The organism is Microvirga alba (assembly GCF_015694465.1).
Lineage (GTDB): Bacteria > Pseudomonadota > Alphaproteobacteria > Rhizobiales > Beijerinckiaceae > Microvirga > Microvirga alba.
On sequence record NZ_JADQDO010000006.1, the window covers coordinates 207,994 to 228,976 of the forward strand.

Below are 20,983 nucleotides of genomic sequence, written 5' to 3' on the forward strand. Positions count from 1 at the left end.
GGTGAAGCCTCAGGCCGCGGCGGGTGCGGCTTCGGCTGCTGTACGAGCAATGGTGCCCCCGCCGAGCACGCGGGCCCGGGGAGTATCGCTCTCATAGATGACACAAGCTTGACCGGGAGACACCCCGTCTTCCGCCGCCAGCAATTCGACCGTCACGCCGCCGCCGCCGAAGCGCAGGATCGCTGGGCGGGGTTCACGGGTCGAACGAACGCGCACGGCCACCTCTGCGCCCGCCTCGCCGAGGCTTTCGAGCGGTGTGTCGCCAAGCCAGTTCACATCGGTAATGCGGATCAGGCGGGTCGCCAGAGCCTCGCGCGGACCGACGACGACGCGCGCCTCCTTGGCTTCGAGACGCACCACGTAGAGCGGCTCGCCCGTGGAGAGGCCAAGTCCCCGCCTCTGCCCGACCGTGTAGTGAATGATGCCTTCATGGCGTCCCAGCACGCGCCCATCCACGTGGACGATCTCGCCCCCATGGACCGCGCCGGGCTTCAAACGCTCGATGATGTCGCTGTAGCGCCCCTGGGTGACGAAGCAGATGTCCTGGCTGTCGGCCTTCTCGGCCACGGTCAGGCCGAATTCGCGGGCGAGCGCGCGGGTGTCGTCCTTCGGCAGCTCGCCGAGCGGGAAGCGCAGCAGGCTCAGCTGCTCGGGGGTCGTCGCATAGAGGAAATAGCTCTGGTCCCGGTCCGGATCGGCGGCCCGGTGAAGCGCGCGGCGTCCATCGGGGAGAGCCCGGCTTGCCACATAATGGCCGGTCGCCAGCACATCCGCGCCGAGTTCCTTCGCGGTCTCCAGGAGATCGCGGAACTTGATCGAACGATTGCATTCGACGCAGGGGATCGGGGTTTCCCCGGCCAGATAGCTCTGGGTGAAACGGTCGATCACCGCCTCGCGGAAGCGGGCTTCATAATCGAGCACGTAATGGGGGATGCCGATAGCTTCGGCGACGCGGCGGGCATCGTAGATGTCCTGTCCCGCGCAGCAGGCCCCTTTACGATGCGCGGCCGCGCCGTGATCGTAAAGCTGGAGCGTAATGCCGAGCACGTCATAGCCTTCGCGCTTGAGAAGGGCTGCGACGACGGAGGAATCCACGCCGCCCGACATCGCGACGACGACGCGGGTCTTTGAGGGGTCTTTGGGAAGATCAAGTGAGTTGAGCATCGTTCCGTCCAGAGGCGCCGTTCAAGGCGGCGCACGGGAGGGGCCAAAGGTCTTCTATAGCGATTGCGGTTTCAATGTTCCAGAGCACACGAGGCGAAATAAGAGGGCCTTAACCATTAAGGCTAAATCGGGGCAGATCAGTCATCGCCCCTTTTGCGCTTAGGAAAACATTAAGCCCCATGACGTAGTTTCGAGCTTAACGAGGTCGTTGAATTTTTGTGTGAGCGTATCATGACCGAACCCCACCGCCCAAGGGTCAAGTATGTCATTGGGCCCGACGGCAGTCCCTTGACGATTGCTGATCTTCCCCCGTCTTCTACTCGTCGATGGGTCATCCGCCGCAAGGCCGAGGTCGTCGCCGCTGTCCGCGGCGGCCTTTTGAGCCTCGAGGAGGCATGTCAGCGCTATACGCTGACCACCGAAGAATTCCTGAGCTGGCAACTGTCCATCGACCAGCATGGCTTGGCCGGTCTGCGCACCACGCGCATTCAGCAATATCGCCAGTAACCGTTCTCAATGACCTCCAGAATTGAGGCGCTGCCGATCAGGCGGCGCCTTCTTCGTTTTGACGGCCATTGCGCGGCAAGGCTTTGAGGCTCGTTAAGGGTTCCCTAACCATAACCTGGACATAAATCCCTCAGCATCCCATCCGGGCGCGCCCAACCCTTGCCGAGAGATTGCGACTTGTCGGAACAGTCCCATTCAGCGCCTTCGACCCTCAATCATTCCGTTGTCGGCCCGATCAACGCCACCGCGAGGCGGATTCTGATCGGCCAGACCGTGGCCGACGTGGAGCGGCATCTCATTCTCGACACGCTGGATTACTGCGTCGGCAACCGGACCCATGCCGCAAAAATTCTGGGGATCTCAATCCGCACCCTGCGCAACAAGCTGAATGAGTACATGGAGGCCGGCATCGTGGTGCCGGAACCGGGGCAGAAACGTCCCATCGTCTCCTAAATCGACTCGTCAGCACTTCCTGAGCCAGAGGCTGGTCTCGAACGCGCCGCCGGACAGCGGCAATTCGCCGAGGATGCCGCCTGCTCCATTCGGGAGGACCTCCCTCGCGACGAAATGGCTCGCGAAGACAAGCTCATACCCCCCGCCCTGCATGAGCGTCCCAACCGGGATCTGCTCGTTATAGGACCGCCACGCCCACACTTCCGGATAGGCGTCCGGGAGGGTGATGTCGTGGATATGGACCAGGGCACCGCTCGCAAGGCGCGGCAATACATCCAGAAAGAGATGGTCCACGTCGGTGCCGGGCATGGCGATGTGGCTGGAATCGATGAAAAGGATATCTCCCCGCCCTAGCGCCGCAAACACGCCCGGGTTTGCATCCTTCAAAAGGATCGGCAAATGGTCCACCTCGAGCCGTGCCAGAGCGGCGCGGGGGGCAGGGTCGATGCAGGTGATGCGGGTGGCGAGGTTTCCGTCCCTGACGGCTTGGGCCATGAATCGCGTCGAATGGCCGGATCCGATCTCGACAATGCGCGCCGGCCTTTCCCGTCGCACGATGGCATAGGCCGCAGCCGCATCGAGGCGCGGAAACCAATCCTGATCGAAACGTGCCAGCCCCCTGCCCTCCGCGATGCGCCGAAGGTCCCCGGCGCAGCCTTCGATAGCCTCGAGGATCTCGATGAAATCCGGGCGCGAGGTCTCGAATAGCGGGCGTAGCGCCGGATAGTCGCGTGCTTCCACGCTCTGTGCGTAGCGATAGGGGATGAAGAAGCCGAGGGCTTTGAAGCCGAATATCGTCGAGAGACCGAACCGCAGCCTTCTCCAGAAGACCGTCATGGTGGCGCTCAGGCTCTTGGCGGAGCAGGCGGACCATCCCCTGTCCCGATCCGAAGCCGCAAGGCCTGAGCCAACCGCGCGCGCTCGAACAGCAGCACGACCACAATCGACAAGGCGAACGGGATCAGGAGATAGAACAGGCGGAAGACGATCAGCGCGGCCAAAACGTCCGCCTTCGGAATACCCGGCATCGCGGTCAGGAACACGAGTTCGAAGACGCCGAGCCCACCCGGCGCGTGGCTGACGAGGGCGGCCGAGAAGGAGGCCAGGAAGACCGCGAGAACCACCATGAAGCTGGGCTCGAGATGCGCCGGGAGCACGAAATAGATGATTCCGGCGGCTCCCAGCAATTCGAGAGGTGCGGCTACCAACTGCCGCCACATGATCGCCGGGCGGGGATATTCAAGCTTGGCCTTGCGGATCACGAGAGGCGGCAGATGCAGGATCGAGCCGGCCGCATAAAGCACGACGAAGCCGAGAAGCAGGATTCCAATGATCCGGGCGGTGGCGGGGTTCGTCAGCGCGGATGGGAGAAGATCTTCGAGACGGGACAAAAGTGTCGGATCGACCGTCAGCACGATGCCGCCGAGCAGGATGGTGCCAAGACCGAAGGTGAACGAGCAAAGGGCAACCAGCACAGCGATCTGCGCCGCGCTCAAACCCTTCGAGGTATAGGCCCGATAGCGGACAACTGCGCCGGAGAACACCGAGGCGCCGATATTGTGGGACAGCGCATAGGTCGTGAACGACGTCGTCGAGACGAAAAGCCAGGAGATATGGCGCACGCCCAGATGCAGAAGCGCGATCCGGTCGTACCAAGCCAAGGCCGCATACGCGACGAGGGTGGAAAGGCCAGCCAGGGCATAACGCTTGCCCGGCACAGCGTTCAGGCTCTCCCAGACATCGTCGAGGGAGAGGCCGCGAAGCTCGCGATAGAGAAGCCAACCGGACACAACGACCGCCACAAGCCCGATCACAGGCCAAATGAACTCACGCACGTTCTTCATAGAGGCGGCCCGGCTCCTTCGTTCTCCTCTCTGTGCCCCACAATCCCCTTATTCTGCAAGGGGGGAATGCGCTCCGCGACGAGGAGGACACATGAGCCGGCTCATGGTGCCCAACCGAAGAGGCCACGCCGGTGCCTGTCACCGCGCCCATTCCGGTCATCATGGCTGGCTGCGACATCGCGTGCACCGGTTTGCCCGGTCCTCGAACTTGGCGGCGTCGCACGGTTGCGCTCCCGCCCTGCTCGTGAGAAATCGGCTGCCATCACGACGCATCACGATGAGGCTTCCCGTGGAACTCAATCTCTCCGGCTATACGGATTTGCCGCCGGGCAAGATCGCGACGATCGTCACCTATCTGGAGATGCGGCAGGCGCCCGCGCTGCCACCGGCGACGACGCCGGACGGATTGTCTCTCCAGCGCCTGACGAGCGACCGCGACCGTTATCGCGCCCTGTTCCGCGGCATCGGCGAACCTTGGCTTTGGTTCAGCCGCGTTACAATCTCCGACGCGGAGCTGGCAGCGATCCTCGATGATCCGAAGGTCGAGGCCTATGCGTTGAACGACGGCACAGCCGATATCGGCCTTCTCGAACTCGACTTCCGCGTCGCGGGAGAGGTTGAGTTGGGTTTCCTCGGCCTTGTGCCCGGAACGATCGGCCGGGGAGCGGGCCGTTTTCTCATGAACGAAGCCATCCGGCGGGCCTTCGCCAAACCGGTCAGCCGTTTCTTCGTGCACACCTGCACGTTGGATCATCCGGCCGCGCTCGACTTCTACAGGCGCTCGGGCTTCACGCCCTATAAGCGCGCCATCGAGGTGGATGACGACCCTCGCCTGATGGGTGCTGTGCCCCGTGAGGCCGCGCCGCAGGTGCCTGTCCTCGGATAGCCCGAATGGAAAGAACGCGCCGGGTCTCGGCGCGTTCTTGAAAAAATCCGGAACGGCAGGCTTTACGCGGAGGCGCGCAGCACGCGAGCCTGTCCGAGATGTCCGATGGCCGCTTGTTCGCGCACGGCGTCCAGGGTGCGTTCGACGGAACGCTCCCGGTCTTCCAGGCTCTCGGCCTTCTTCAATTCCTCGAAAGCCTCGCCAAGCTCGGCCTTCGCATCGTCGAGCTGGGCGTGAAGATTCTCAGCCGACTGGCGAAGGTTGTCGCGCCGCTGCGCGGCAGCGCGGGCGTAGGTCGGATAGGCGAAATGGTTCGGATCGGTGATCCCGGCCTTCTGCTCTTCCGTGGCGATCTCCCGGTTAAGGTCAGCCGCCATGCGGTCGAACTCGGCGATCATCATTTCGATCTGCGCCACCCGCCGACGCTTGTCGTCGACCTGAAAGCGCTTGAGGCGGATGAGCGTGTCCCGCGACTTCATCTTGATTGAACTCCACACGTCGCTGCTAGAGCGAACCCGCACAGACTCTCGTCGTGCCATCCGCCCTATGCCATTGCTGGAGCATGACCTGTCGGCAAACCGGTCTTGAGTTGCCGGACCATGCTCTAAATGCGCCCCGCGGATCGCTCAGTTACCCGCCTGACAATGGCCACCTTCGTCGATGGAAGTTGACTCTTCCTTACCGCCGACACCGAAAAATTCGGGACGAGCGGCTCCAAGCCCGCAAGGCAGGCCCGTCGACGAGCTTCGTCAACGTTTCGTTTACCGGTTTCGTTAACACTGGCCCCGTCACGGCTTCCGCCCCTCGCGAGCGATTGCCGGATGCAGGTGAAATGCCTTGCAGGAAAAGCTTTTCAGGTCACGCGGCACGATTCCAGATGGTGGATCAGGACTCACAACACGGCAGCTTCCGACGACATGTTGTTGAAGACATGTCGTTAATCGCTTGCATGTGCGAATCAGGGTTTGTTAACCATTCCGTATTAGCGTTGCGAATCAGTTCAAAAGGGCATCCGCCACAGGCCCTGTGGCGAGTGGGTAGCTCTCAGCTACTCTGTGGCCCAAGGGCAAAGGCTGGGGAATAAACATGCGCGTACTTCTGATCGAAGACGACAGCGCCACTGCGCAGAGCATCGAGCTGATGCTCAAATCCGAGAACTTCAACGTCTATGCGACGGATCTCGGCGAAGAGGGCGTCGACCTTGGCAAGCTCTACGACTACGACATCATCCTTCTCGATCTGAACCTCCCCGACATGTCGGGTTATGAGGTTCTGCGCACGCTGCGCGTCGCGAAGGTGAAGACGCCGATCCTGATCCTCTCCGGCATGGCCGGCACCGACGACAAGGTGAAGGGCCTCGGCTTCGGCGCCGACGATTACCTGACGAAGCCGTTCCACAAGGACGAACTCGTCGCCCGCATCCACGCCATCGTGCGGCGCTCGAAGGGCCACGCGCAGTCGGTCATCACCACCGGCGATCTGGTCGTCAATCTCGACACCAAGACCGTCGAAGTGGGCGGCGCTCGCGTTCACCTGACGGGCAAGGAATACCAGATGCTGGAGCTGCTCTCGCTCCGCAAGGGGACCACCCTGACGAAGGAGATGTTCCTCAATCATCTCTATGGCGGCATGGACGAGCCCGAACTGAAGATCATCGACGTCTTCATCTGCAAGCTCCGCAAGAAGCTCGCCAATGCGTCGCAAGGCAAGAACTACATCGAAACCGTCTGGGGCCGCGGCTACGTGTTGCGTGAGCCGAACGAGGCGGAAGAGCGCATCGCGGTCTGATCGCGCTGTCGATCTCTTGATGAAAAGCCCGGTGGAAGCCGGGCTTTTTTGTTATCGTTTGCGGCGTAATCGCCGGGGCGAACACACCGAGTGGAGCAGATTATGAAGTCCGCCTTGTTGTCGTGGCAATTCTGGGCCGTCTCGTCGGCCTCGTTCGCGGCGCTGACCGCGATCTTTGCGAAGGTCGGCGTTGAGCAAATCAACTCGGATTTCGCGACGTTCATTCGAACCGTCGTCATCCTCCTGGTTCTCGGCGGCATCCTCATCGGCACGCAGCAATGGCAGTCGCTGGAGTCGATCCCCGGCCGGACCTATCTCTTTCTGGTCTTGTCCGGGCTTGCCACTGGCGCATCATGGCTCTGCTATTTCCGCGCCCTGAAACTTGGCGATGCAGCGCGCGTGGCCCCGATCGACAAGCTCAGCGTCGTGCTTGTCGCCGTGTTCGGCGTGATCTTTTTAGGGGAGCGCCTGTCGGGCTTGAACTGGGCCGGCATCGCGCTCATCGCCGCCGGGGCGGTGCTGGTCGCATTCCGCGCCTAGAGCATGATCGAGACAAGCTGAAACCGGTTGTTCGGTTTTGCGGATGAGAACGCGACAAGCAGGCTAGATACGCATCAGCACCACGCCGCTGGCAATCAGGCACGCCGCTGCAATACGACCGAGCCCGGCTCTCTCCTTGAGAAAGAGCACAGCAATCAGCACGGCGAAGAGCACGCTGGTTTCACGAAGCGCCGCCACGAGGGCGATGGGTGCTTGGGTAAAGGCCCAGACCGCAATCCAGTATGACGCAAGCGACATGGCTCCAGCCATCACGCCGCTGCGCCACGCGGGAGCCAATCGTGCGAAAATCGCCGGGCCACGCGTAGCGAAGGCATAGGTGCAGGTAAAGAACCCGTCGACAATGGTGAGCAGGATGATGAAGCCGGACGCGGAGCCCGAGAGTCTCGCCCCGATGCCGTCGAGCAGCGTGTAGGAGGCCGTGCAAGCCGCTGTCGCCAACGCGAAGCCGAGCGCCTTCGGCGGCATCCGTCCCACGCCCCCTCCCCTCACCGACATGAGGCAGACGCCAAGGCCGATGGAGAGGATTGCCAGGACCTTCGTCAGCGTCGTCACTTCACCCAGGAAGAGCGCGCCGACGACGGCCACGATCAGCGGAGCCGTGCCACGGGCGAGCGGATAGACCTGGGACAGATCGCCGTGTTCGTAAGCTTTGACCAGGGAGAGCTTGTAGCAGACGTGGATGAGCGCTGAGGCGAAAAGCCAGGGCCACGCCGCCGGCGCTGGAAGCGGAAAGAAGGGGAGCAGGACGAGACATATGCCCATCCCCGACAGGCCCAGGAGCACGATGGACGAGAAGCGGTCGAGACCGACCTTCACGAGCGCGTTCCAACCCGCATGCATCGAGGCCGCCACGAGAACGGCGACAAAAACGAACGGCTCCAAGGCATCCCCCAAAAGTCCGGCGGGCAATGCTTTCGCGAAGAGCAAAAGTCGTGACGCCCGCCATTAGCTATGTGCTCTTGTGTCACTCGCTGAGCCGGCTGATAATCGAGATCATCTGACAGAGAATGTGATTTTTTCTCACATGACCAGACGCCGCCTGCCTTCTCTGAATGCCCTCGTCGCCTTCGAGGCGTCGGCCCGTCTGGGCCGTATGACGCTCGCGGCTGACGAACTCGCGGTCACTCACGGGGCCATCAGCCGGCATGTCCGGCATCTCGAGGACGTTTTGGGAATCCGTCTCTTCGAGGGACCTAAAAACGCCCTCCGGCTGACGGAGGCCGGGCAGACGCTGCTTTCCCACTTGACCACGGGACTTGATCGCATCGAGGCCGGGGTGCGCGCCGTTGCGGATGAGGAGGAAGGCGCGCTCGATGTGTCCTGTAACGGCACCTTCAGCATGCGTTGGCTGATTCCGCGCCTCTATCGATTTCAGGAGCTTCATCCGGGAATCGAGGTCAGGCTTTCAGCCTCCTACGCGCCCGTCGATTTCGCGCGCGAGCGCTACGAAGTCGCCATTCGATCGCTCGATCACACCCTGCCGCCCGACGCGCCGGTCACGACCCTGTTTGCGGAATCCGTCGGCCCGGTCCTTTCCCCCGCGCTGGCGGCACGCCTCACCCTCAAGCAGCCGCAGGATCTGGCGCGCGGACCGCTTCTCCACACCATCACCCGCCGGTATGCGTGGGAAGACTGGGCCGCTCGCGCCGCCGATTGGCATGGGGCGGATCTACCGGGCACCGAATACGAGCATTTCTACTACATGCTCGAGGCGGCAACAGGCGGGCTCGGGGTCTGCATCGCGCCCTGGCAGCTCGTGATCGATGACATCAGAGCGGGTCGGCTCGTCGCTCCGTTCGGCTTCGTGCCGAGCGGAATGGACTATGTCGCGGTTCGCCGTCCTCGCCGCAACCGCAAAGCCCAGGCCTTCTGCGCCTGGTTGGCGCAGGAGGCCGAGAAGACACCTACGCCGTCGTCGCGCGGATCGTGACTTCGTCGCCGTCGATGCTGAAAGCGATCGTCATGCCGGCCGCGCGCGCCACCATGCCGGCGTAATAGACCTGAATGCCGTGAGCATCGACCGTACCGCTCTCGGAATCGCCAGCCAGCAGCGCCTCGGAGTGAGCCGGGATGCGGGCGTTCAGCCCCTTCGACTTGATGATGAACTCGCACCGCTCGGCATCGCCCGACACATTCGCTACAATCGAACCGCCACGGGGGATCGCCGTGATGGCGATCATGACGAGGTTGAGAAGCAGCTTCACCCGGTTCTTCGGGAACAGCAGCCGGGGCGCTGACCAGGCGAACGAGATCTTGTCGTCCTGGAACATGCCGCGTGCGACCTGTTCGGCATCGCCAAGATCGATGGAGGATCCGGCGGAACCAGCCGCGCCGAAGGCGAGACGGGCGAATTGCAGCCGGGCAGAGGCCTGCCGCGCGCTCTTGCTGATAAGCTCCAGGGCGAATTCCCGCATGGAGGTGTCGTTGTCGTCCTCGAGAACCTCGAGGCCGTTCACGATCGCGCCGACCGGCGAAATCACGTCATGGCAGACGCGGGAGCAGAGAAGTGCGGCGAGATCGAGCGAGTCGAGGGAAATGGTGGCCATGAGGGCTCCGGAGTGGCGGCAAGTTCGGCGATGGCTTCGTGGAAGCGGGCTTCAGACCGCATGAGTACATCGGAACTGGAAAGAGAACGTGAACCCGGATACCCGGCAATGAGTTCTTTGAACAGCGGGTAAAAGAGATCGACAGCCCGCTTGCAACCGGGCAAAAAGCCATGATGCGGCTCGACGACCAAAATGCAGACGATATCGCCCTCAAGCTTGCCCAGATCGCCCTGGAGGCGGGGCGGGTTCTGCGTGAGATGGAATGCGCCGTCCTTGAGAAGCGTATCAAGGACGACGGGTCTCCGACGACGGCGGCAGATCTGGCGGCCGAACAGCTGATCCTCAAGCGCTTGAACGAGACCTGGGCGGATATACCGGTCGTTGCCGAGGAAACCGCCAGCACCGTGCTGCCGGACAACCTGTTCTTTCTTGTCGACCCCCTCGACGGCACCGGCGACTATATCAACGGGACAGGCGAATACAGCGTCAACATCGCCCTGGTCCGGGACCATCGCCCGGTCGCGGCCGTCGTCTCCGCTCCCGCTCTCGGGACGGTCTGGATCGCGGGAAGGACGGCCCTCGTCGGCAAGATCCCGAGCGCCGCAGGCGAAGACATCGCCTGGAGCAAGGTCGAATCGCGCGCCGCGCCGGAACAGGGACTGGTCGCGCTCGTCAGTCGTCGCCACGGCGATGAAACGACAGAAGCCTGTCTCTCGACCCTGTCCATCGGCACCCGGCGCATGACGTCGTCCGCTCTCAAGTTCTGCCTGATCGCCTCGGGAGAAGCGGATATCTATGTACGTTGCGGGCCCACCATGGAATGGGATACGGCGGCGGGCGACCACATTCTCTGTCAGGCCGGCGGCTGCGTCATCGGCCCGGGAGGTTCCAACCTCACCTACGGCCATGAGGATCGTGGCTATCTCAACGGGCCATTCGCGGCCTTGGGCGACATCGCCCTTGCGTCCCGCCTGGCCTTACCGGTCGCCTGCGATACCACCAAGCCCGTGGCGTTCGGTCGCTGACGCAGGGTCAAGAAACAATCACGCGTACAGAGATTGTTAGGGTTGATGCCCCTAAGCTTGAGCTTCGTTGAGGCGTTTCCGGCCCCGATCGTGCGGAAACCTTCCCCTGCTTCATGCCGGAGTCGTCCTTTCCGGCGTCTCATGCGAGGAGATAGCCTATGCGCTCGCGACATATTTCCCTGATGGCGGCTGCGTTCGCTGCCCTTCTCGGCGCGCTCCCGATGGCGGCATCTGCACAAGGCGTCCAGCGCGCCTATGCGCAGAACCCGGGCGATCCGAGTTCCTACAATTCAAACGACCTGGTCCAATCAGGCCATCAATTTTTCGGCTCCGCCTCGCGCGGATTGGCGCTTGCCGTGCAAGAGGCCGTGCGTCGCTGGGGTGAACCCAACGGCTATATTCTCGGCCAGGAGGCCTCCGGCGCGTTCTTCGGCGGGCTGCGCTATGGCGAGGGCAAGCTTTTTACCCGCAATGCCGGCGAGCACCGCATCTTCTGGCAAGGCCCGTCGCTCGGCTTCGACGTGGGTGGCGAAGGCGCACGCACGATGATGCTTGTCTACAACCTTCCCCACATGAACGCCCTTTACCGGCGCTTCGTCGGCATCGACGGTTCGGCCTATCTGATCGGCGGCTTCGGCGTTTCGGCTGCGAAGGCCGATGAGATGGTCGTGGTTCCGATCCGGACCGGCGTCGGCGCGAGACTCGGCGTCAATATGGGGTACCTGAAGTTCACCCCCGACCCGACCTGGAATCCCTTCTAAGCTGCGCTAGAACTGGCTTTCTGGGGCAAATCCGCTCTGGAAGGCCGCGCAGGCACGAGGCACGGTGCTTGAGGCCTTTCCGGTCGAGGGCCTGGAGTTCGCGTCCGCGTGGTCGAAACCATCATGATCTTCGCGTTGGGGTTCCTTGCCGCAACCCTGATCGCACTTCTCATCATCCCTGCCATCAACGCCCGGGCGGAGCGCCTCGCGCGCCGCCGCGCCGAAGCGCTCTTCCCCCTCTCGATCGAAGAACTGACGGCAGAGAAGGACCATCTCCGGGCAGAGTTCGCCGTTCTTCAGAGACGGCTCGAACGTCGGGCGGAACAGGCGCAGGGCGTCAAATACCAAAGCATGGAAGAGCTGGGTCGGCGCGCTGTCCAGATCGAGTTGCTCGGGGAGACCCTGGCCGAGCGCGACGAAAAAATCGCGGGGCTTCAGGCCGATCTGGAGGAGACCCGACGGCGATTTGCAGCGGCGACAGAGGAACTCCACCTGGCGAGGATCTCCGCGGACGGAAGCAATGAGGCGCTCGCCGCCCTTGAGAGCGCCCGCCGCGTCGCATTGGACGAGGTCTGCGTGCTGCTTGGAGACCTCGAGCAGACGCGGTCTGACTTGTCGCAGGCAAGAAGCGAGGTCGAGCGCACAAAGGAAATGCTCGCGGGCAACGGAACCGCTGTGACCGATCTCGACGAACGTCTGACGACCGCTCTAAAAGAGCTAGACATCAAACGCATCACGATCTCCGTTTTGGAAACCCGCCTGATGACACAAACCGCCCGCGCCACCGATTTCGAGCGCGCCCTTGCAGAGCGCCACAACGAGCTCTCAGAGGAGCGCAAGCGCTTGGCCGAGCTTGCCGAAGACCTCAGGGCCGCGCAGGAGCGCAGCCAGTCCCTCGAACGGCAAGTCACCGATCTTGAAGCTGAGCGGATTGGGGGCCACGCCGACGAAAAAGCCGTCGCGGACCTCGACAACCAGAGCAACGAATTGCGCCGTCGCATCACCGAGATCGCTGACCAGATCGTGCGATCCGGCCATCCCCAGGCCCCCGAGGGCTCCGCGGCAACCGTGAAATAGATGCTTCCGACGCGCGATCCTGCCGCGAGGGAGTGAGACCGCCGTCTCACGATGGAACCCCCGCGGGGGACCGCGTGTCCTGTCGCGACGCGCAATTTTCGCTGCAGATCATGAGCATTCCTCCGGAAGAGTTCAGGTGCTCACGCGCGCTGTAGCCCGCACGGGAAGAACGAGCCTGTGTCGATGTGCTCGCCCTCGGAGCCCTCGTCCTTTCCCTCCCCTCTTCAATCGGGAGGAGACACCTTTCAGGAAAACATTGCGGGACGCGGGAACTCCGGCCGTCGTGAGTCGATTGACCTTGGCCTTGGGTCAACGGCGTCGCATCGCCTGATCTCTCAGGCCGAAGGCGCAGACAAGCCCGGTGATGACAGGTGTCCGCACAATGAAACTCGCGCTGATTTTCGTTGCCCCGCTCATGTCCGTCATGTCGATGGCATTGCCCGCCGAAGCCGCCCAGTCAGCCCAGTCGTGGTTTCAGGACCAGGGCTACGTGCCGCCGGACGGCAACCAGATCATCGCGTGCCACGGCTATGGATGCTCACGCCGGGCAGCACTCGCGATCGACGCCGCCTGGCTCACCCGCATGCGCGCCATCATGAACGGCGGACGGGGGTCGCCGGACGCGGAAAGACGGGCGATCGGGGAGGTCGTCAAGAGCTACACGGCCTCTCTCGCGCGCCTGTTCGGCGGCACACCGGACGCTCCGCGTTCGCCGCCCCAGCTCTCGGGCCAGAATGGTCAGATGGATTGCGTCGACGAAACGGCGAACACCACAAGCCTGCTTCTGGTGCTGGAAGCGCAGGGCTTGCTGACCCACCACCACGTCGAACGACCGCAATCGCGGGGATTGTTCATCGATGGACGGTATCCGCACGTCACGGCCATCGTCGTGGAAAAGCGGACAGGACGCGAATGGGCTGTCGACCCGTGGCCCAAGGCGCCCGGTCAGCAGCCGGATATCCTGCCGCTCACACAGTGGCGGCAGGATTCCTGATCGTCTCGATTCGAGAAATTACTTCAGGTGCTGAGCGAGGTGCTTGTTCATTTCGAACATCGTCACCTTCTTCTTACCGAAGATCGGCTCCAGCTTGTCATCGGCGAGGATCTCGCGCTTGTTCTCAGGGTTCTGAAGGTTGTGCTTCTTGATGTATTCCCACATCTTGCTCACGACCTCGCCGCGCGCCAGCGGGCTGGAACCCACGATAGCGGCCAGTTCCTTGGACGGCTGCAAAGGCTGCTGGAGAGCATTGGGCTTGGCTCCGGCCTTCTTGGCGGCGGGCGCCTTGGCCTCAGGCTTCTTCGCGCTGGCTTTTCCGGCTGTCGTCTTGGTCGGCATGGATTCCTCCGAGGGTGATGAGAAGCCTTCAACAGCGCGGACCTGGCCGCCAAAGGCTGATTGAACTGCCCCGAACCGGAATTGGGATACTTTCCTAGGACCCCGATCCTCCGACAGAGAGATCAATATTGTGGAAGCTTATGTCTGCTCTTCGCCATCAGCAAGCTAGACTTGAGGCGTCATGCCGTCCTGGACAGGGATAAAATCTTCATCGTGCCTTCGCCGGCGGCTTGGGAGGACCTGTTCGGCGGGTCGCTAAACCGGGAACGTTCCGCAGCGGAAACGACATGGGACACAACCGCCTCGCCGGAGCATGGTTTCGCGAGAAAGGCGGCTCCGGGGGGCAGGTCGCCATCCGCCGGCCAAGGGCGACCGGACATGATGAGAATTTCGGCCTCCGGCCATGACTTATGGACTTTATGAGCCAGCTCGAGCCCATCGCAGCCGGTGGGCATATCGACGTCTGTCAGCAGCACGTTGACGCGCAGACCGGCCTCCATGGCAATCAACGCTTCCGCCGCGTTGGCGGCCTCAACCACTCTAAAACCTGCTTCATCGAGAAGGTCCGATATGAAGAGGCGAATAAGGGGCTCGTCTTCAACCAAAAGAACTGTGGATGAGGCGTCGGACATCAATTCTCAATCTCTTGATACGTTGCCGGTCAACGCCCTCACACCGGCTCAGTTCCATACCTGTCGAGGACCACTTGTGCGACTTTAGGCTAAGCCACAGGATCGGTTGACAGCGCACGGGGGCTCTCAGGGCGCTTCCGAACGGCTCGGAACGGCGAGTTCGATCGAGCGAAGGATCGCGGCCTCTTCAAACGGTTTTGGAATGAACAACACCAGCTGGAGGAAATGCGGCACCTCGGCAGGCGGCGAGGCTGTTACGAATGCAAAAGGAATCTGGCGTTCCAGCAGCTCCGCGGCGACACCAAAGCTCTTACCGTCGATGAGATCTATGTCGAGCAGCGCACAGTCAAAGGTCTCGTCAAGATACCGGCGCGCCTCGACCAATGAATCTGAAACACCGACGATCTCGTGCCCTTCGTTCTCGAGGATTGTCTGCAAATCCAGCGCAATGAAAGGGTCGTCCTCCAATATCAAAACACGCACAATCAGTCTCCATCGGTCCAGCCCCAACCTCAGAATCTGCTGCGCTTGAACATACGCTCCGCGAAACGCAACTCTATTCAAGAGCATAGAACGAACGGGCATCGCGGGCGGAAGTTCCATAACCCCTTGGGAGTGCATCGAAACGGTCGAAAAACAGGGCGCCCGGATCACACATCAGCACACGAAATGCATCGGCCCCGTGATGAGTGGCCGCGCCATTCCGCCGTGGCGTTGCTCGCTCGAATCGTGAGCGTCTCATCTGGCGAAGCGACGTGGGCTTCCGTTTCTTCAGAACACGAACGTTGGTCAGTGCCGCTCGGCCTGGCTATCGCGTCGCAACTCGCCTTCGCGCTTGCGAGCGCGCGGGTCTTCACCCTCGAGCGCCTCTTCTACATATTCTCGCCCTCTTTTGGCGGCGTCGCGGGCATATTGCACGCCGCGCTCGCGAACCTCATCGGACCATTCGCCGAAGGTCTGGTTCTCCCGGCGCGTCCGCGGCAGCAAGGCCCCCAGGAGCAAACCTGCTGCAAGGCCGACCAGGCCGACCACCATGGGATTTTCCGCGACATAGCGCTGGACGCTATTGCGAGCATCGCTGAATGTTTTCGCCGAACGGTCGCGCATATGGCCCATCCGGTCATGTTGGCGTTCATACGCGTCGGAGGCCCAATCCGAAACGCGGCCATACGTGTCCTCCGCCCATTCCGCCGCCTCCTCATAGGTCTCGGCCGCCTTGTGACGAGCCTCGCTTGCGGCCTCGCGAACCCGCGCTGCCGCATCATGGGCTTTTCCTGGCTGGGACCTGGGGGACGCCTCCTCATAGGTGTGCGGCATGGGCGATTGGCCAACATTGCCGACTGACGTTCCTGCGGAAATGTTGGCTCCGGAGGCGGCTTCCGAACCAGCCTGTTTCGCTGATGACGACTTATCGGACTCGCTCTTGTGGTCACCCATGGAAAGCTCCTTATCGATCGATCAGATGCGGGAATTGGTAACGCGTCGGCGTTCGAACATGTCTTGCGGCGGCTGAAGAGGCGACGCGCCGGAACCATAGAGGCGCGTGTCTTCGGGCTCCGCAGCCACATCCTCTTGGTCCATCAAGCGTGGGCTTCGGGAAACGCCCGCAGGCGCGTGGCGCGCACGATGCAAAAGAAGCCCGATGCCCGCAGCGACAAGCATGACCGGAACGGGATGCCGCCGGATCGCGGTCATCATGTTGTCGAAAAGCGGAGCGTATCGCCCTGTGCGGGCAGCGCCCAGCATATCGTCGACGATCCCAGAGACCGTCATCTTGCCTTGGAGCCGGTCGATGGTCAGGTCGAGCTTCGAACGGGTCTCTTCGATCTCCCGTTCCAGGTCATCGAGGCTTCGCGTCATCCCGTAACCCTTTCGGATAAGATTTCCGCGTCGCGTTTGAGCGAACGCGTCGTTCGCTGGGGCGCAAGCGAGGACGTCGACATCGCATAGCGCGCACCGAGCCCGAGACCGATCGCGATCAGGGCCATCGCGCCACCGACGATAAGAGCCGCCAATGCTCTTGATCCGACGATCACCGCCAACCAATCGACAAGCGCCTGCGTGAACAGCATGATCGCCGCAATTGCGAATGCCGCCGCCGCGACCACGAGAGTGATGCCGATGAAAATCTGGCGAATGTTCTGAGACATTTCCGTCCGGAACAGAGCGAATTCCTTCTGTGCGAGCAGGGTCGTGTCTCGCAAAGCCTCGCCCGCGAGTTCCTGGATCGTCTGAGAACCATGACCTGACATCTTATCTCTCCGCGTCAGGCGTCGACCTGCAGCCGCGGGTCTCGATTCCGCATCGCATGTCCACCAGTGCGATGGGAGGACCGATCCTCGCGGAGATCCTCGGCCGTGCTCTTGATGAAACGCGCCGTCAGGAAGCCGACGGTGATGGACAAAGCGGCCACGACCCCGGGGCGACGGCGCGCGATGTCTTCGACAGCGCCGACAATATCCGCGAAGTTGTGCTCGCGGATCGTATCCGCGAGCTGCTCCAGACCTTCCGCCGCACTGTCGACCACGGCGCGGATATTCTGGCGATCATCGAAGGAGCTGGTGGCATCGCGAAGAGACGTCGCGAAATCGGCCACCGATTGCGCGACATCGTCCTTGCGCCGGCCTGCATAATGCGTCGCCTGCTCACGAGCGGCATCGATGAACAGACGGCCGCGATCTACGGCAGCCCCGGCGATGCCGCCGACCTCGTCCTTCAAGACGCTCCATTCCTCGGTCCCGATGTCGGTCTGCCGTTTCCTCTCATCACCTTGCTGTCCCACGCCCATGATTTACCTTCCTCAATCGCGTGGGGGTAACCACGCGGGGCATGGCGGGTTCCGTCTCTCCTTCCCCGGCCATGACCTGGCCTTGAAACGCTGGGGATGGACGATAGCCGAAGCGCCTCTCGAAGACCGGTGGGATGGACGGACCCGCGCCGACACGACTTAAAAAGCAAGCAATTTCAGATTGTTATGCGACACAGGCAAGCATCGCCTTAGGGAAAGCCGGCAACAGCCGTCTCAACCTTAAGGATAAGAGGCCGCAACGTATGGTTGGCGAGGGCGAGACGCCCCCTATATCGCCCGATGCGATACAATAAAACATTCCCGTCCACGCAAAACCTGCGAGAGGTCACTGTGACTCATTGGCTGTTCGACAACGCCGGTAACGGCATCACGCCCGCGAATCCGCACGGCTCGCCGCCGATGGCGTCGAAGGTCCGACGGGGCGGCAAACGCGGTCTCGGTCACGAGGTGCACCATGCAACATTTTGATAAAGAGGCCGCCCCCCTCATCGCTTTCGTACAGGAAGAGATCGCGAGCACGTTGAACGAGACCGCGTCACAAATCCTCGAAAGGTTGCCCCCGATCACGCGGCTGAGATTGCTGGCCTTCATGAGCCTGATCGATGATCCGCAAGCGACGAAGGCATTATTGGATGTCGACTCTTCGGGTCGCCTGCGCCTCACCTTGGCGGCCTACGGCGTCCGAAGCGCCAATCAAGGGCATTGATGCCCGGGAGGGCCCTCACGCAGCCTTCATGTTGATGCGCGCCTCGGCCATCTGGGTCAGAAGCTTGTCCGTCTTTCTTTCCTCTTCGAGGGTCTGGGCCAGGAGTTTGGCCACGTCCTTCATGCCGAGTTCTTCGGCCCAGGTTTTCAATGTGCCGTAGCGGGTGATCTCATAATGTTCGACCGCTTGCGCGGCAGCGAGAATGGCGGCGTCGAGCGCTATGCTTTCGGCGAAGTCCGCCATGACTTCCTTTCCCTCTTCGATGATGCCGTTGATAGCCTCGCACTGCACGCCGCGCGCTTGCTTGCCCAGCATCTTGAAGATGTCCTCGAGACGCTCGATTTGACCTTCTGTTTCGGCGTGATGGGTTTCGAAAGCGTCTCTCAGTTCTTCGGACTCGACGGCCTTCGCCATCTTGGGCAGCGCCTTTAGAATTTGCTTCTCGGCGAAATAGACGTCCTTGAGCGTGTGCACAAAGAGATCGTTCAGGGTCTTTTCCTTGGCGGGCATCGTCCGAACTCCTTAGCGGTGGGCGTGTGCTCAACGAGGCTTCGGAGCGGAGGTTCCGCGCATCACCGATACTGGCTCAACACGTCTGCAGCCCTCGGAACCATCGCGATGGCGTAGCGTTCGGCCCTTGCCGATGAAGGAGACGTGACGTGGATCATTCGACTCCGGCCAAGACCGACGCTTTTCTGGACACCGAGCCGAACCTGACGACGGCGGAACGAGCGGCCTACATCGTGACAGGCTTAGCCTTGGCCGCCGCGAGCGTAAAACCGCGCCCGAACCACATTCTGAGCGTTCTCGCGCTCGTCAGCGGTTCCTATCTCGCGTGGCGGGGATATGTCGGAAGCTGTCCCATCAAAGCGGCTCTCATGGGACACTCGACCCCTGCGGAGCAGATCACCGGGACACACTGATCGCCTTTGCGGACCACGCCAAATTCGCGATCCGCAAAATCAATATCAGCGGACGCCCGGGCCGGTCTCAGTAGGAGCTCGTAGAGCGTCCGCGACCGGCGATCAGCCCATACACGAAGAGCACGATCACGGCGCCGACGATTGCGCCGATGAAACCTGCGCCCTCATCTGCCCGATACCAGCCGAGTGCCTGTCCGAGATAGGTCGCGACGAAAGCACCGACGATGCCGAGGATGGTGGTGAGAATGAAGCCGGAAGGTTCCTTTTCCCCGGGCATGATCATTTTCGCGACCACGCCAGCGACGAAACCGATAATGATTGTCCAAATGAAGCTCATGACATGATCCCTTAATCTCTGGTGGCTGAACAGGGAACGCGTATGAGCGGCTAAGGTTGCGCCCCATCGATCATTTCGCCACCGGCGCGGCAAACCGCCCGTCCCTGAGTGAAGGGACGGGCAATGAGGGACAATCCAGCACGGTCTTGCTTGTTCCCGACCTCTTCAATGGGCCGCGCCAAGCGAGGGTCAGGGAGGAAGAGGCTAGAGCTTGATCATGTCTTTTTGAAACATGATCAAGCTCTCGATTCCTTATTGTCGCATGATCCGGGCGAACAACCGGTTTCCACTTATCTCGATCATGCTCTAGGCAGCGAGCGCCTGTTCGAGGATGTCGAGCCCTTCGTCGATGGTTGCATCATCCGCGGTCAGCGGAACGAGGATACGGACCGTATTGGCATACACGCCGCAGGAGAGAAGTATCAGCCCCTTCTCATAGGCGCGGGTGACAACCCGTTTCGTCGCCTCCGCATCCGGCGTGTCGGTTCCCGGCTCCTTGACGATGTCGAAGGCGACCATCGCGCCGGGGCCGCGTACGGCAGCGATCGGCGCAAGATCGTTCCGGCGACGCAAGGCTTCGAGACGGGTCTTGAGGCGCTCGCCGATGGCGTTCGCGCGTTCGACAAGCTTCTCCTTCTCGAACACGTCAAGCACCGCGAGCGCCGCCGCGCAGGCAAGGGGGTTACCTGCATAGGTGCCGCCAAGACCGCCCGGCTCGACCGTATCCATGATCGCCGCCCGACCAATGACGCCGGAGAGGGGAAAGCCGCCAGCCAAGCTCTTCGCCACGCAGATGAGGTCCGGGGCGACATCGTAATGCTCCATGGCGAACATACGGCCCGTGCGACCGAAACCGGTCTGAACCTCGTCCGCCACCAGCACGATGCCGTGCTCGTCGCAGATGCGGCGCAGGGCGCGCATCAGCTCGGCGGGCGCCTGATGGAACCCGCCCTCGCCCTGCACGGGCTCAATGATGATCGCGGCGACGCGGGAGGGATCGACGTCCGCCTTGAACAGGAAATTGAGATACTTCAGCGCGTCTTCGACATCGACGCCGAGCTGCGGCACCGGGAACGGAACGTGCCAGATTTCCGCCTGAGCCGGGCCGAAGCCCTTCTTGTAGGGCACGACCTTGCCGGTCATGTTCATGGCCACGATCGTGCGACCATGGAAGCCGCCGGTAAATGCAATGACGCCTGACCGGCCGGTCGCCGCACGGGCGATCTTGATGGCGTTTTCAGTCGCCTCAGCGCCGGTGGTGAACAGGATCGACTTTGCCGGTTCCGGGATCGGCGCAAGCGCGTTCAGTCGCTCCGCGAGTTCGACATAGGAATCGTAGAGGAGAACCTGGAAGCAGGTATGCGTGAAGCGCTCCATCTGCGCCTTCACAGCCTCCATGATGGCCGGATGGCGATGTCCGGTGTTGAGGACCGCGATGCCGCCCGCGAAATCGACATAGCGCTTGCCCTCGACATCCCACACCTCGGCATTCTCGGCCCTCGCCGCGGCGATCGGGGTCGCATGTCCCACGCCACGCGGAACAGCCGCCTGTCGGCGCGCGAAAAGATCAGCATTGGTTGTCATCGTCAGCCCTCAGTGAAACACAACAAGAGCTTCGCTAAAGGGCC

At 62.1% G+C, this 20,983-nt stretch carries 27 protein-coding genes and 1 pseudogene; 12 read left to right on the top strand and 16 right to left on the bottom strand.

Annotation, left to right across the window (positions count from 1 at the left end; all coding sequences use genetic code 11):
- Nucleotides 1-9: 9 nt before the first annotated feature.
- Nucleotides 10-1,164 carry a tRNA 2-thiouridine(34) synthase MnmA gene (mnmA, locus tag I2H38_RS13825; RefSeq protein WP_196272438.1) on the bottom strand — a complete coding sequence of 385 codons (1,155 nt, stop codon included), beginning with the start codon at nucleotides 1,162-1,164 and terminating at the stop codon, nucleotides 10-12.
- Between the two features lie 231 nt (nucleotides 1,165-1,395).
- Between mnmA and sciP the strand changes: the two genes are divergently transcribed.
- The gene (sciP, locus tag I2H38_RS13830; RefSeq protein ID WP_114187418.1) at nucleotides 1,396-1,671 is read left to right on the top strand and encodes a CtrA inhibitor SciP; all 276 of its coding nucleotides are present in this window, start codon (nucleotides 1,396-1,398) and stop codon (nucleotides 1,669-1,671) included.
- 246 nt (nucleotides 1,672-1,917) lie between these two features.
- Nucleotides 1,918-2,124 (top strand): annotated as a pseudogene (locus I2H38_RS13835) (helix-turn-helix domain-containing protein); the annotation flags it as partial.
- Nucleotides 2,125-2,133: 9 nt separating this feature from the next.
- Here I2H38_RS13835 and I2H38_RS13840 read toward each other — a convergent pair.
- Both I2H38_RS13840 and I2H38_RS13845 read right to left on the bottom strand, forming a co-directional pair.
- The gene (locus I2H38_RS13840; RefSeq protein ID WP_196272439.1) at nucleotides 2,134-2,961 is read right to left on the bottom strand and encodes a class I SAM-dependent methyltransferase; all 828 of its coding nucleotides are present in this window, start codon (nucleotides 2,959-2,961) and stop codon (nucleotides 2,134-2,136) included.
- An 8-nt stretch (nucleotides 2,962-2,969) separates the two neighbouring features.
- Nucleotides 2,970-3,968 (bottom strand): lysylphosphatidylglycerol synthase domain-containing protein, encoded by a 999-nt coding sequence (locus I2H38_RS13845; protein WP_196272440.1) that lies wholly within the window; start codon nucleotides 3,966-3,968, stop codon nucleotides 2,970-2,972.
- Between the two features lie 277 nt (nucleotides 3,969-4,245).
- Between I2H38_RS13845 and I2H38_RS13850 the strand changes: the two genes are divergently transcribed.
- On the top strand, nucleotides 4,246-4,854 hold the full coding sequence (locus I2H38_RS13850; RefSeq protein WP_196272441.1) for a GNAT family N-acetyltransferase: 609 nt from the start codon (nucleotides 4,246-4,248) through the stop codon (nucleotides 4,852-4,854).
- 62 nt (nucleotides 4,855-4,916) lie between these two features.
- On the opposite strand, the gene fliJ is transcribed toward I2H38_RS13850, so the two are convergent.
- Nucleotides 4,917-5,333 (bottom strand): flagellar export protein FliJ, encoded by a 417-nt coding sequence (gene fliJ / locus I2H38_RS13855; protein ID WP_196272442.1) that lies wholly within the window; start codon nucleotides 5,331-5,333, stop codon nucleotides 4,917-4,919.
- A gap of 607 nt (nucleotides 5,334-5,940) precedes the next feature.
- On the opposite strand from fliJ, the gene ctrA reads away from it, so the two are divergent.
- Both ctrA and I2H38_RS13865 read left to right on the top strand, forming a co-directional pair.
- Entirely contained in the window at nucleotides 5,941-6,642 is a 702-nt protein-coding gene (gene ctrA / locus I2H38_RS13860) for a response regulator transcription factor CtrA (protein WP_196272443.1), read from the top strand.
- A gap of 102 nt (nucleotides 6,643-6,744) precedes the next feature.
- Nucleotides 6,745-7,182 (top strand): EamA family transporter, encoded by a 438-nt coding sequence (locus I2H38_RS13865; protein WP_196272444.1) that lies wholly within the window; start codon nucleotides 6,745-6,747, stop codon nucleotides 7,180-7,182.
- Between the two features lie 63 nt (nucleotides 7,183-7,245).
- Here I2H38_RS13865 and I2H38_RS13870 read toward each other — a convergent pair whose 3' ends face one another.
- Complete coding sequence (locus I2H38_RS13870; RefSeq protein ID WP_196272445.1) at nucleotides 7,246-8,085, bottom strand: EamA family transporter; 840 nt, start codon at nucleotides 8,083-8,085, stop codon at nucleotides 7,246-7,248.
- A 142-nt stretch (nucleotides 8,086-8,227) separates the two neighbouring features.
- On the opposite strand from I2H38_RS13870, the gene I2H38_RS13875 reads away from it, so the two are divergent.
- Nucleotides 8,228-9,133 (top strand): LysR substrate-binding domain-containing protein, encoded by a 906-nt coding sequence (locus I2H38_RS13875; protein ID WP_196272446.1) that lies wholly within the window; start codon nucleotides 8,228-8,230, stop codon nucleotides 9,131-9,133.
- On the opposite strand, the gene chpT is transcribed toward I2H38_RS13875, so the two are convergent.
- Nucleotides 9,108-9,749, bottom strand: coding sequence for a histidine phosphotransferase ChpT (gene chpT / locus I2H38_RS13880; protein ID WP_196272447.1), 642 nt, complete (start codon nucleotides 9,747-9,749; stop codon nucleotides 9,108-9,110). The genes I2H38_RS13875 and chpT overlap by 26 nt on opposite strands.
- Nucleotides 9,750-9,919: 170 nt before the next feature.
- Between chpT and I2H38_RS13885 the strand changes: the two genes are divergently transcribed.
- From I2H38_RS13885 to I2H38_RS13900, 4 genes are all read left to right on the top strand, one after another.
- Nucleotides 9,920-10,774 (top strand): 3'(2'),5'-bisphosphate nucleotidase CysQ family protein, encoded by an 855-nt coding sequence (locus tag I2H38_RS13885; protein WP_196272448.1) that lies wholly within the window; start codon nucleotides 9,920-9,922, stop codon nucleotides 10,772-10,774.
- 158 nt (nucleotides 10,775-10,932) lie between these two features.
- Nucleotides 10,933-11,535: a DUF1134 domain-containing protein gene (locus I2H38_RS13890; RefSeq protein WP_196272449.1), complete on the top strand. Its 603-nt coding sequence runs from the start codon at nucleotides 10,933-10,935 to the stop codon at nucleotides 11,533-11,535.
- Nucleotides 11,536-11,643: 108 nt separating this feature from the next.
- Nucleotides 11,644-12,612 carry a coiled-coil domain-containing protein gene (locus tag I2H38_RS13895; protein WP_196272450.1) on the top strand — a complete coding sequence of 323 codons (969 nt, stop codon included), beginning with the start codon at nucleotides 11,644-11,646 and terminating at the stop codon, nucleotides 12,610-12,612.
- Nucleotides 12,613-12,994: 382 nt separating this feature from the next.
- The gene (locus I2H38_RS13900; protein ID WP_196272451.1) at nucleotides 12,995-13,606 is read left to right on the top strand and encodes a hypothetical protein; all 612 of its coding nucleotides are present in this window, start codon (nucleotides 12,995-12,997) and stop codon (nucleotides 13,604-13,606) included.
- Between the two features lie 18 nt (nucleotides 13,607-13,624).
- Here I2H38_RS13900 and I2H38_RS13905 read toward each other — a convergent pair whose 3' ends face one another.
- The 7 genes from I2H38_RS13905 to I2H38_RS13935 all read right to left on the bottom strand — a co-directional run bounded on the left by I2H38_RS13905 (nucleotide 13,625) and on the right by I2H38_RS13935 (nucleotide 17,368).
- Complete coding sequence (locus tag I2H38_RS13905) at nucleotides 13,625-13,948, bottom strand: SWIB/MDM2 domain-containing protein (protein ID WP_196272452.1); 324 nt, start codon at nucleotides 13,946-13,948, stop codon at nucleotides 13,625-13,627.
- Between the two features lie 179 nt (nucleotides 13,949-14,127).
- Nucleotides 14,128-14,580 carry a response regulator gene (locus tag I2H38_RS13910; protein ID WP_196272453.1) on the bottom strand — a complete coding sequence of 151 codons (453 nt, stop codon included), beginning with the start codon at nucleotides 14,578-14,580 and terminating at the stop codon, nucleotides 14,128-14,130.
- Nucleotides 14,581-14,706: 126 nt separating this feature from the next.
- Nucleotides 14,707-15,063 carry a response regulator gene (locus tag I2H38_RS13915; protein ID WP_196272454.1) on the bottom strand — a complete coding sequence of 119 codons (357 nt, stop codon included), beginning with the start codon at nucleotides 15,061-15,063 and terminating at the stop codon, nucleotides 14,707-14,709.
- A 306-nt stretch (nucleotides 15,064-15,369) separates the two neighbouring features.
- On the bottom strand, nucleotides 15,370-16,017 hold the full coding sequence (locus I2H38_RS13920) for a hypothetical protein (RefSeq protein ID WP_196272455.1): 648 nt from the start codon (nucleotides 16,015-16,017) through the stop codon (nucleotides 15,370-15,372).
- A gap of 21 nt (nucleotides 16,018-16,038) precedes the next feature.
- A complete protein-coding gene (locus tag I2H38_RS13925) occupies nucleotides 16,039-16,440 on the bottom strand; it encodes a DUF3618 domain-containing protein (protein WP_196272456.1) in 402 nt (133 codons plus the stop codon).
- On the bottom strand, nucleotides 16,437-16,832 hold the full coding sequence (locus I2H38_RS13930; RefSeq protein ID WP_196272457.1) for a phage holin family protein: 396 nt from the start codon (nucleotides 16,830-16,832) through the stop codon (nucleotides 16,437-16,439). The genes I2H38_RS13925 and I2H38_RS13930 overlap by 4 nt, the downstream gene beginning before the upstream one ends.
- Before the next feature lie 14 nt (nucleotides 16,833-16,846).
- Complete coding sequence (locus I2H38_RS13935) at nucleotides 16,847-17,368, bottom strand: hypothetical protein (protein ID WP_196272458.1); 522 nt, start codon at nucleotides 17,366-17,368, stop codon at nucleotides 16,847-16,849.
- Nucleotides 17,369-17,843: 475 nt separating this feature from the next.
- On the opposite strand from I2H38_RS13935, the gene I2H38_RS13940 reads away from it, so the two are divergent.
- On the top strand, nucleotides 17,844-18,095 hold the full coding sequence (locus tag I2H38_RS13940; protein WP_196272459.1) for a hypothetical protein: 252 nt from the start codon (nucleotides 17,844-17,846) through the stop codon (nucleotides 18,093-18,095).
- Between the two features lie 15 nt (nucleotides 18,096-18,110).
- Here the strand turns inward: I2H38_RS13940 and I2H38_RS13945 are convergent, their stop codons facing one another.
- Nucleotides 18,111-18,605: a YciE/YciF ferroxidase family protein gene (locus I2H38_RS13945; protein WP_196272460.1), complete on the bottom strand. Its 495-nt coding sequence runs from the start codon at nucleotides 18,603-18,605 to the stop codon at nucleotides 18,111-18,113.
- Between the two features lie 149 nt (nucleotides 18,606-18,754).
- On the opposite strand from I2H38_RS13945, the gene I2H38_RS13950 reads away from it, so the two are divergent.
- Nucleotides 18,755-19,018, top strand: coding sequence for a YgaP-like transmembrane domain (locus I2H38_RS13950; protein WP_324617401.1), 264 nt, complete (start codon nucleotides 18,755-18,757; stop codon nucleotides 19,016-19,018).
- Between the two features lie 67 nt (nucleotides 19,019-19,085).
- Here the strand turns inward: I2H38_RS13950 and I2H38_RS13955 are convergent, their stop codons facing one another.
- Both I2H38_RS13955 and gabT read right to left on the bottom strand, forming a co-directional pair.
- Nucleotides 19,086-19,355 (bottom strand): GlsB/YeaQ/YmgE family stress response membrane protein, encoded by a 270-nt coding sequence (locus I2H38_RS13955; protein WP_196272461.1) that lies wholly within the window; start codon nucleotides 19,353-19,355, stop codon nucleotides 19,086-19,088.
- A gap of 306 nt (nucleotides 19,356-19,661) precedes the next feature.
- Nucleotides 19,662-20,939 (bottom strand): 4-aminobutyrate--2-oxoglutarate transaminase, encoded by a 1,278-nt coding sequence (gene gabT, locus I2H38_RS13960; RefSeq protein ID WP_196272462.1) that lies wholly within the window; start codon nucleotides 20,937-20,939, stop codon nucleotides 19,662-19,664.
- Between the last annotated feature and the right edge of the window lie 44 nt (nucleotides 20,940-20,983).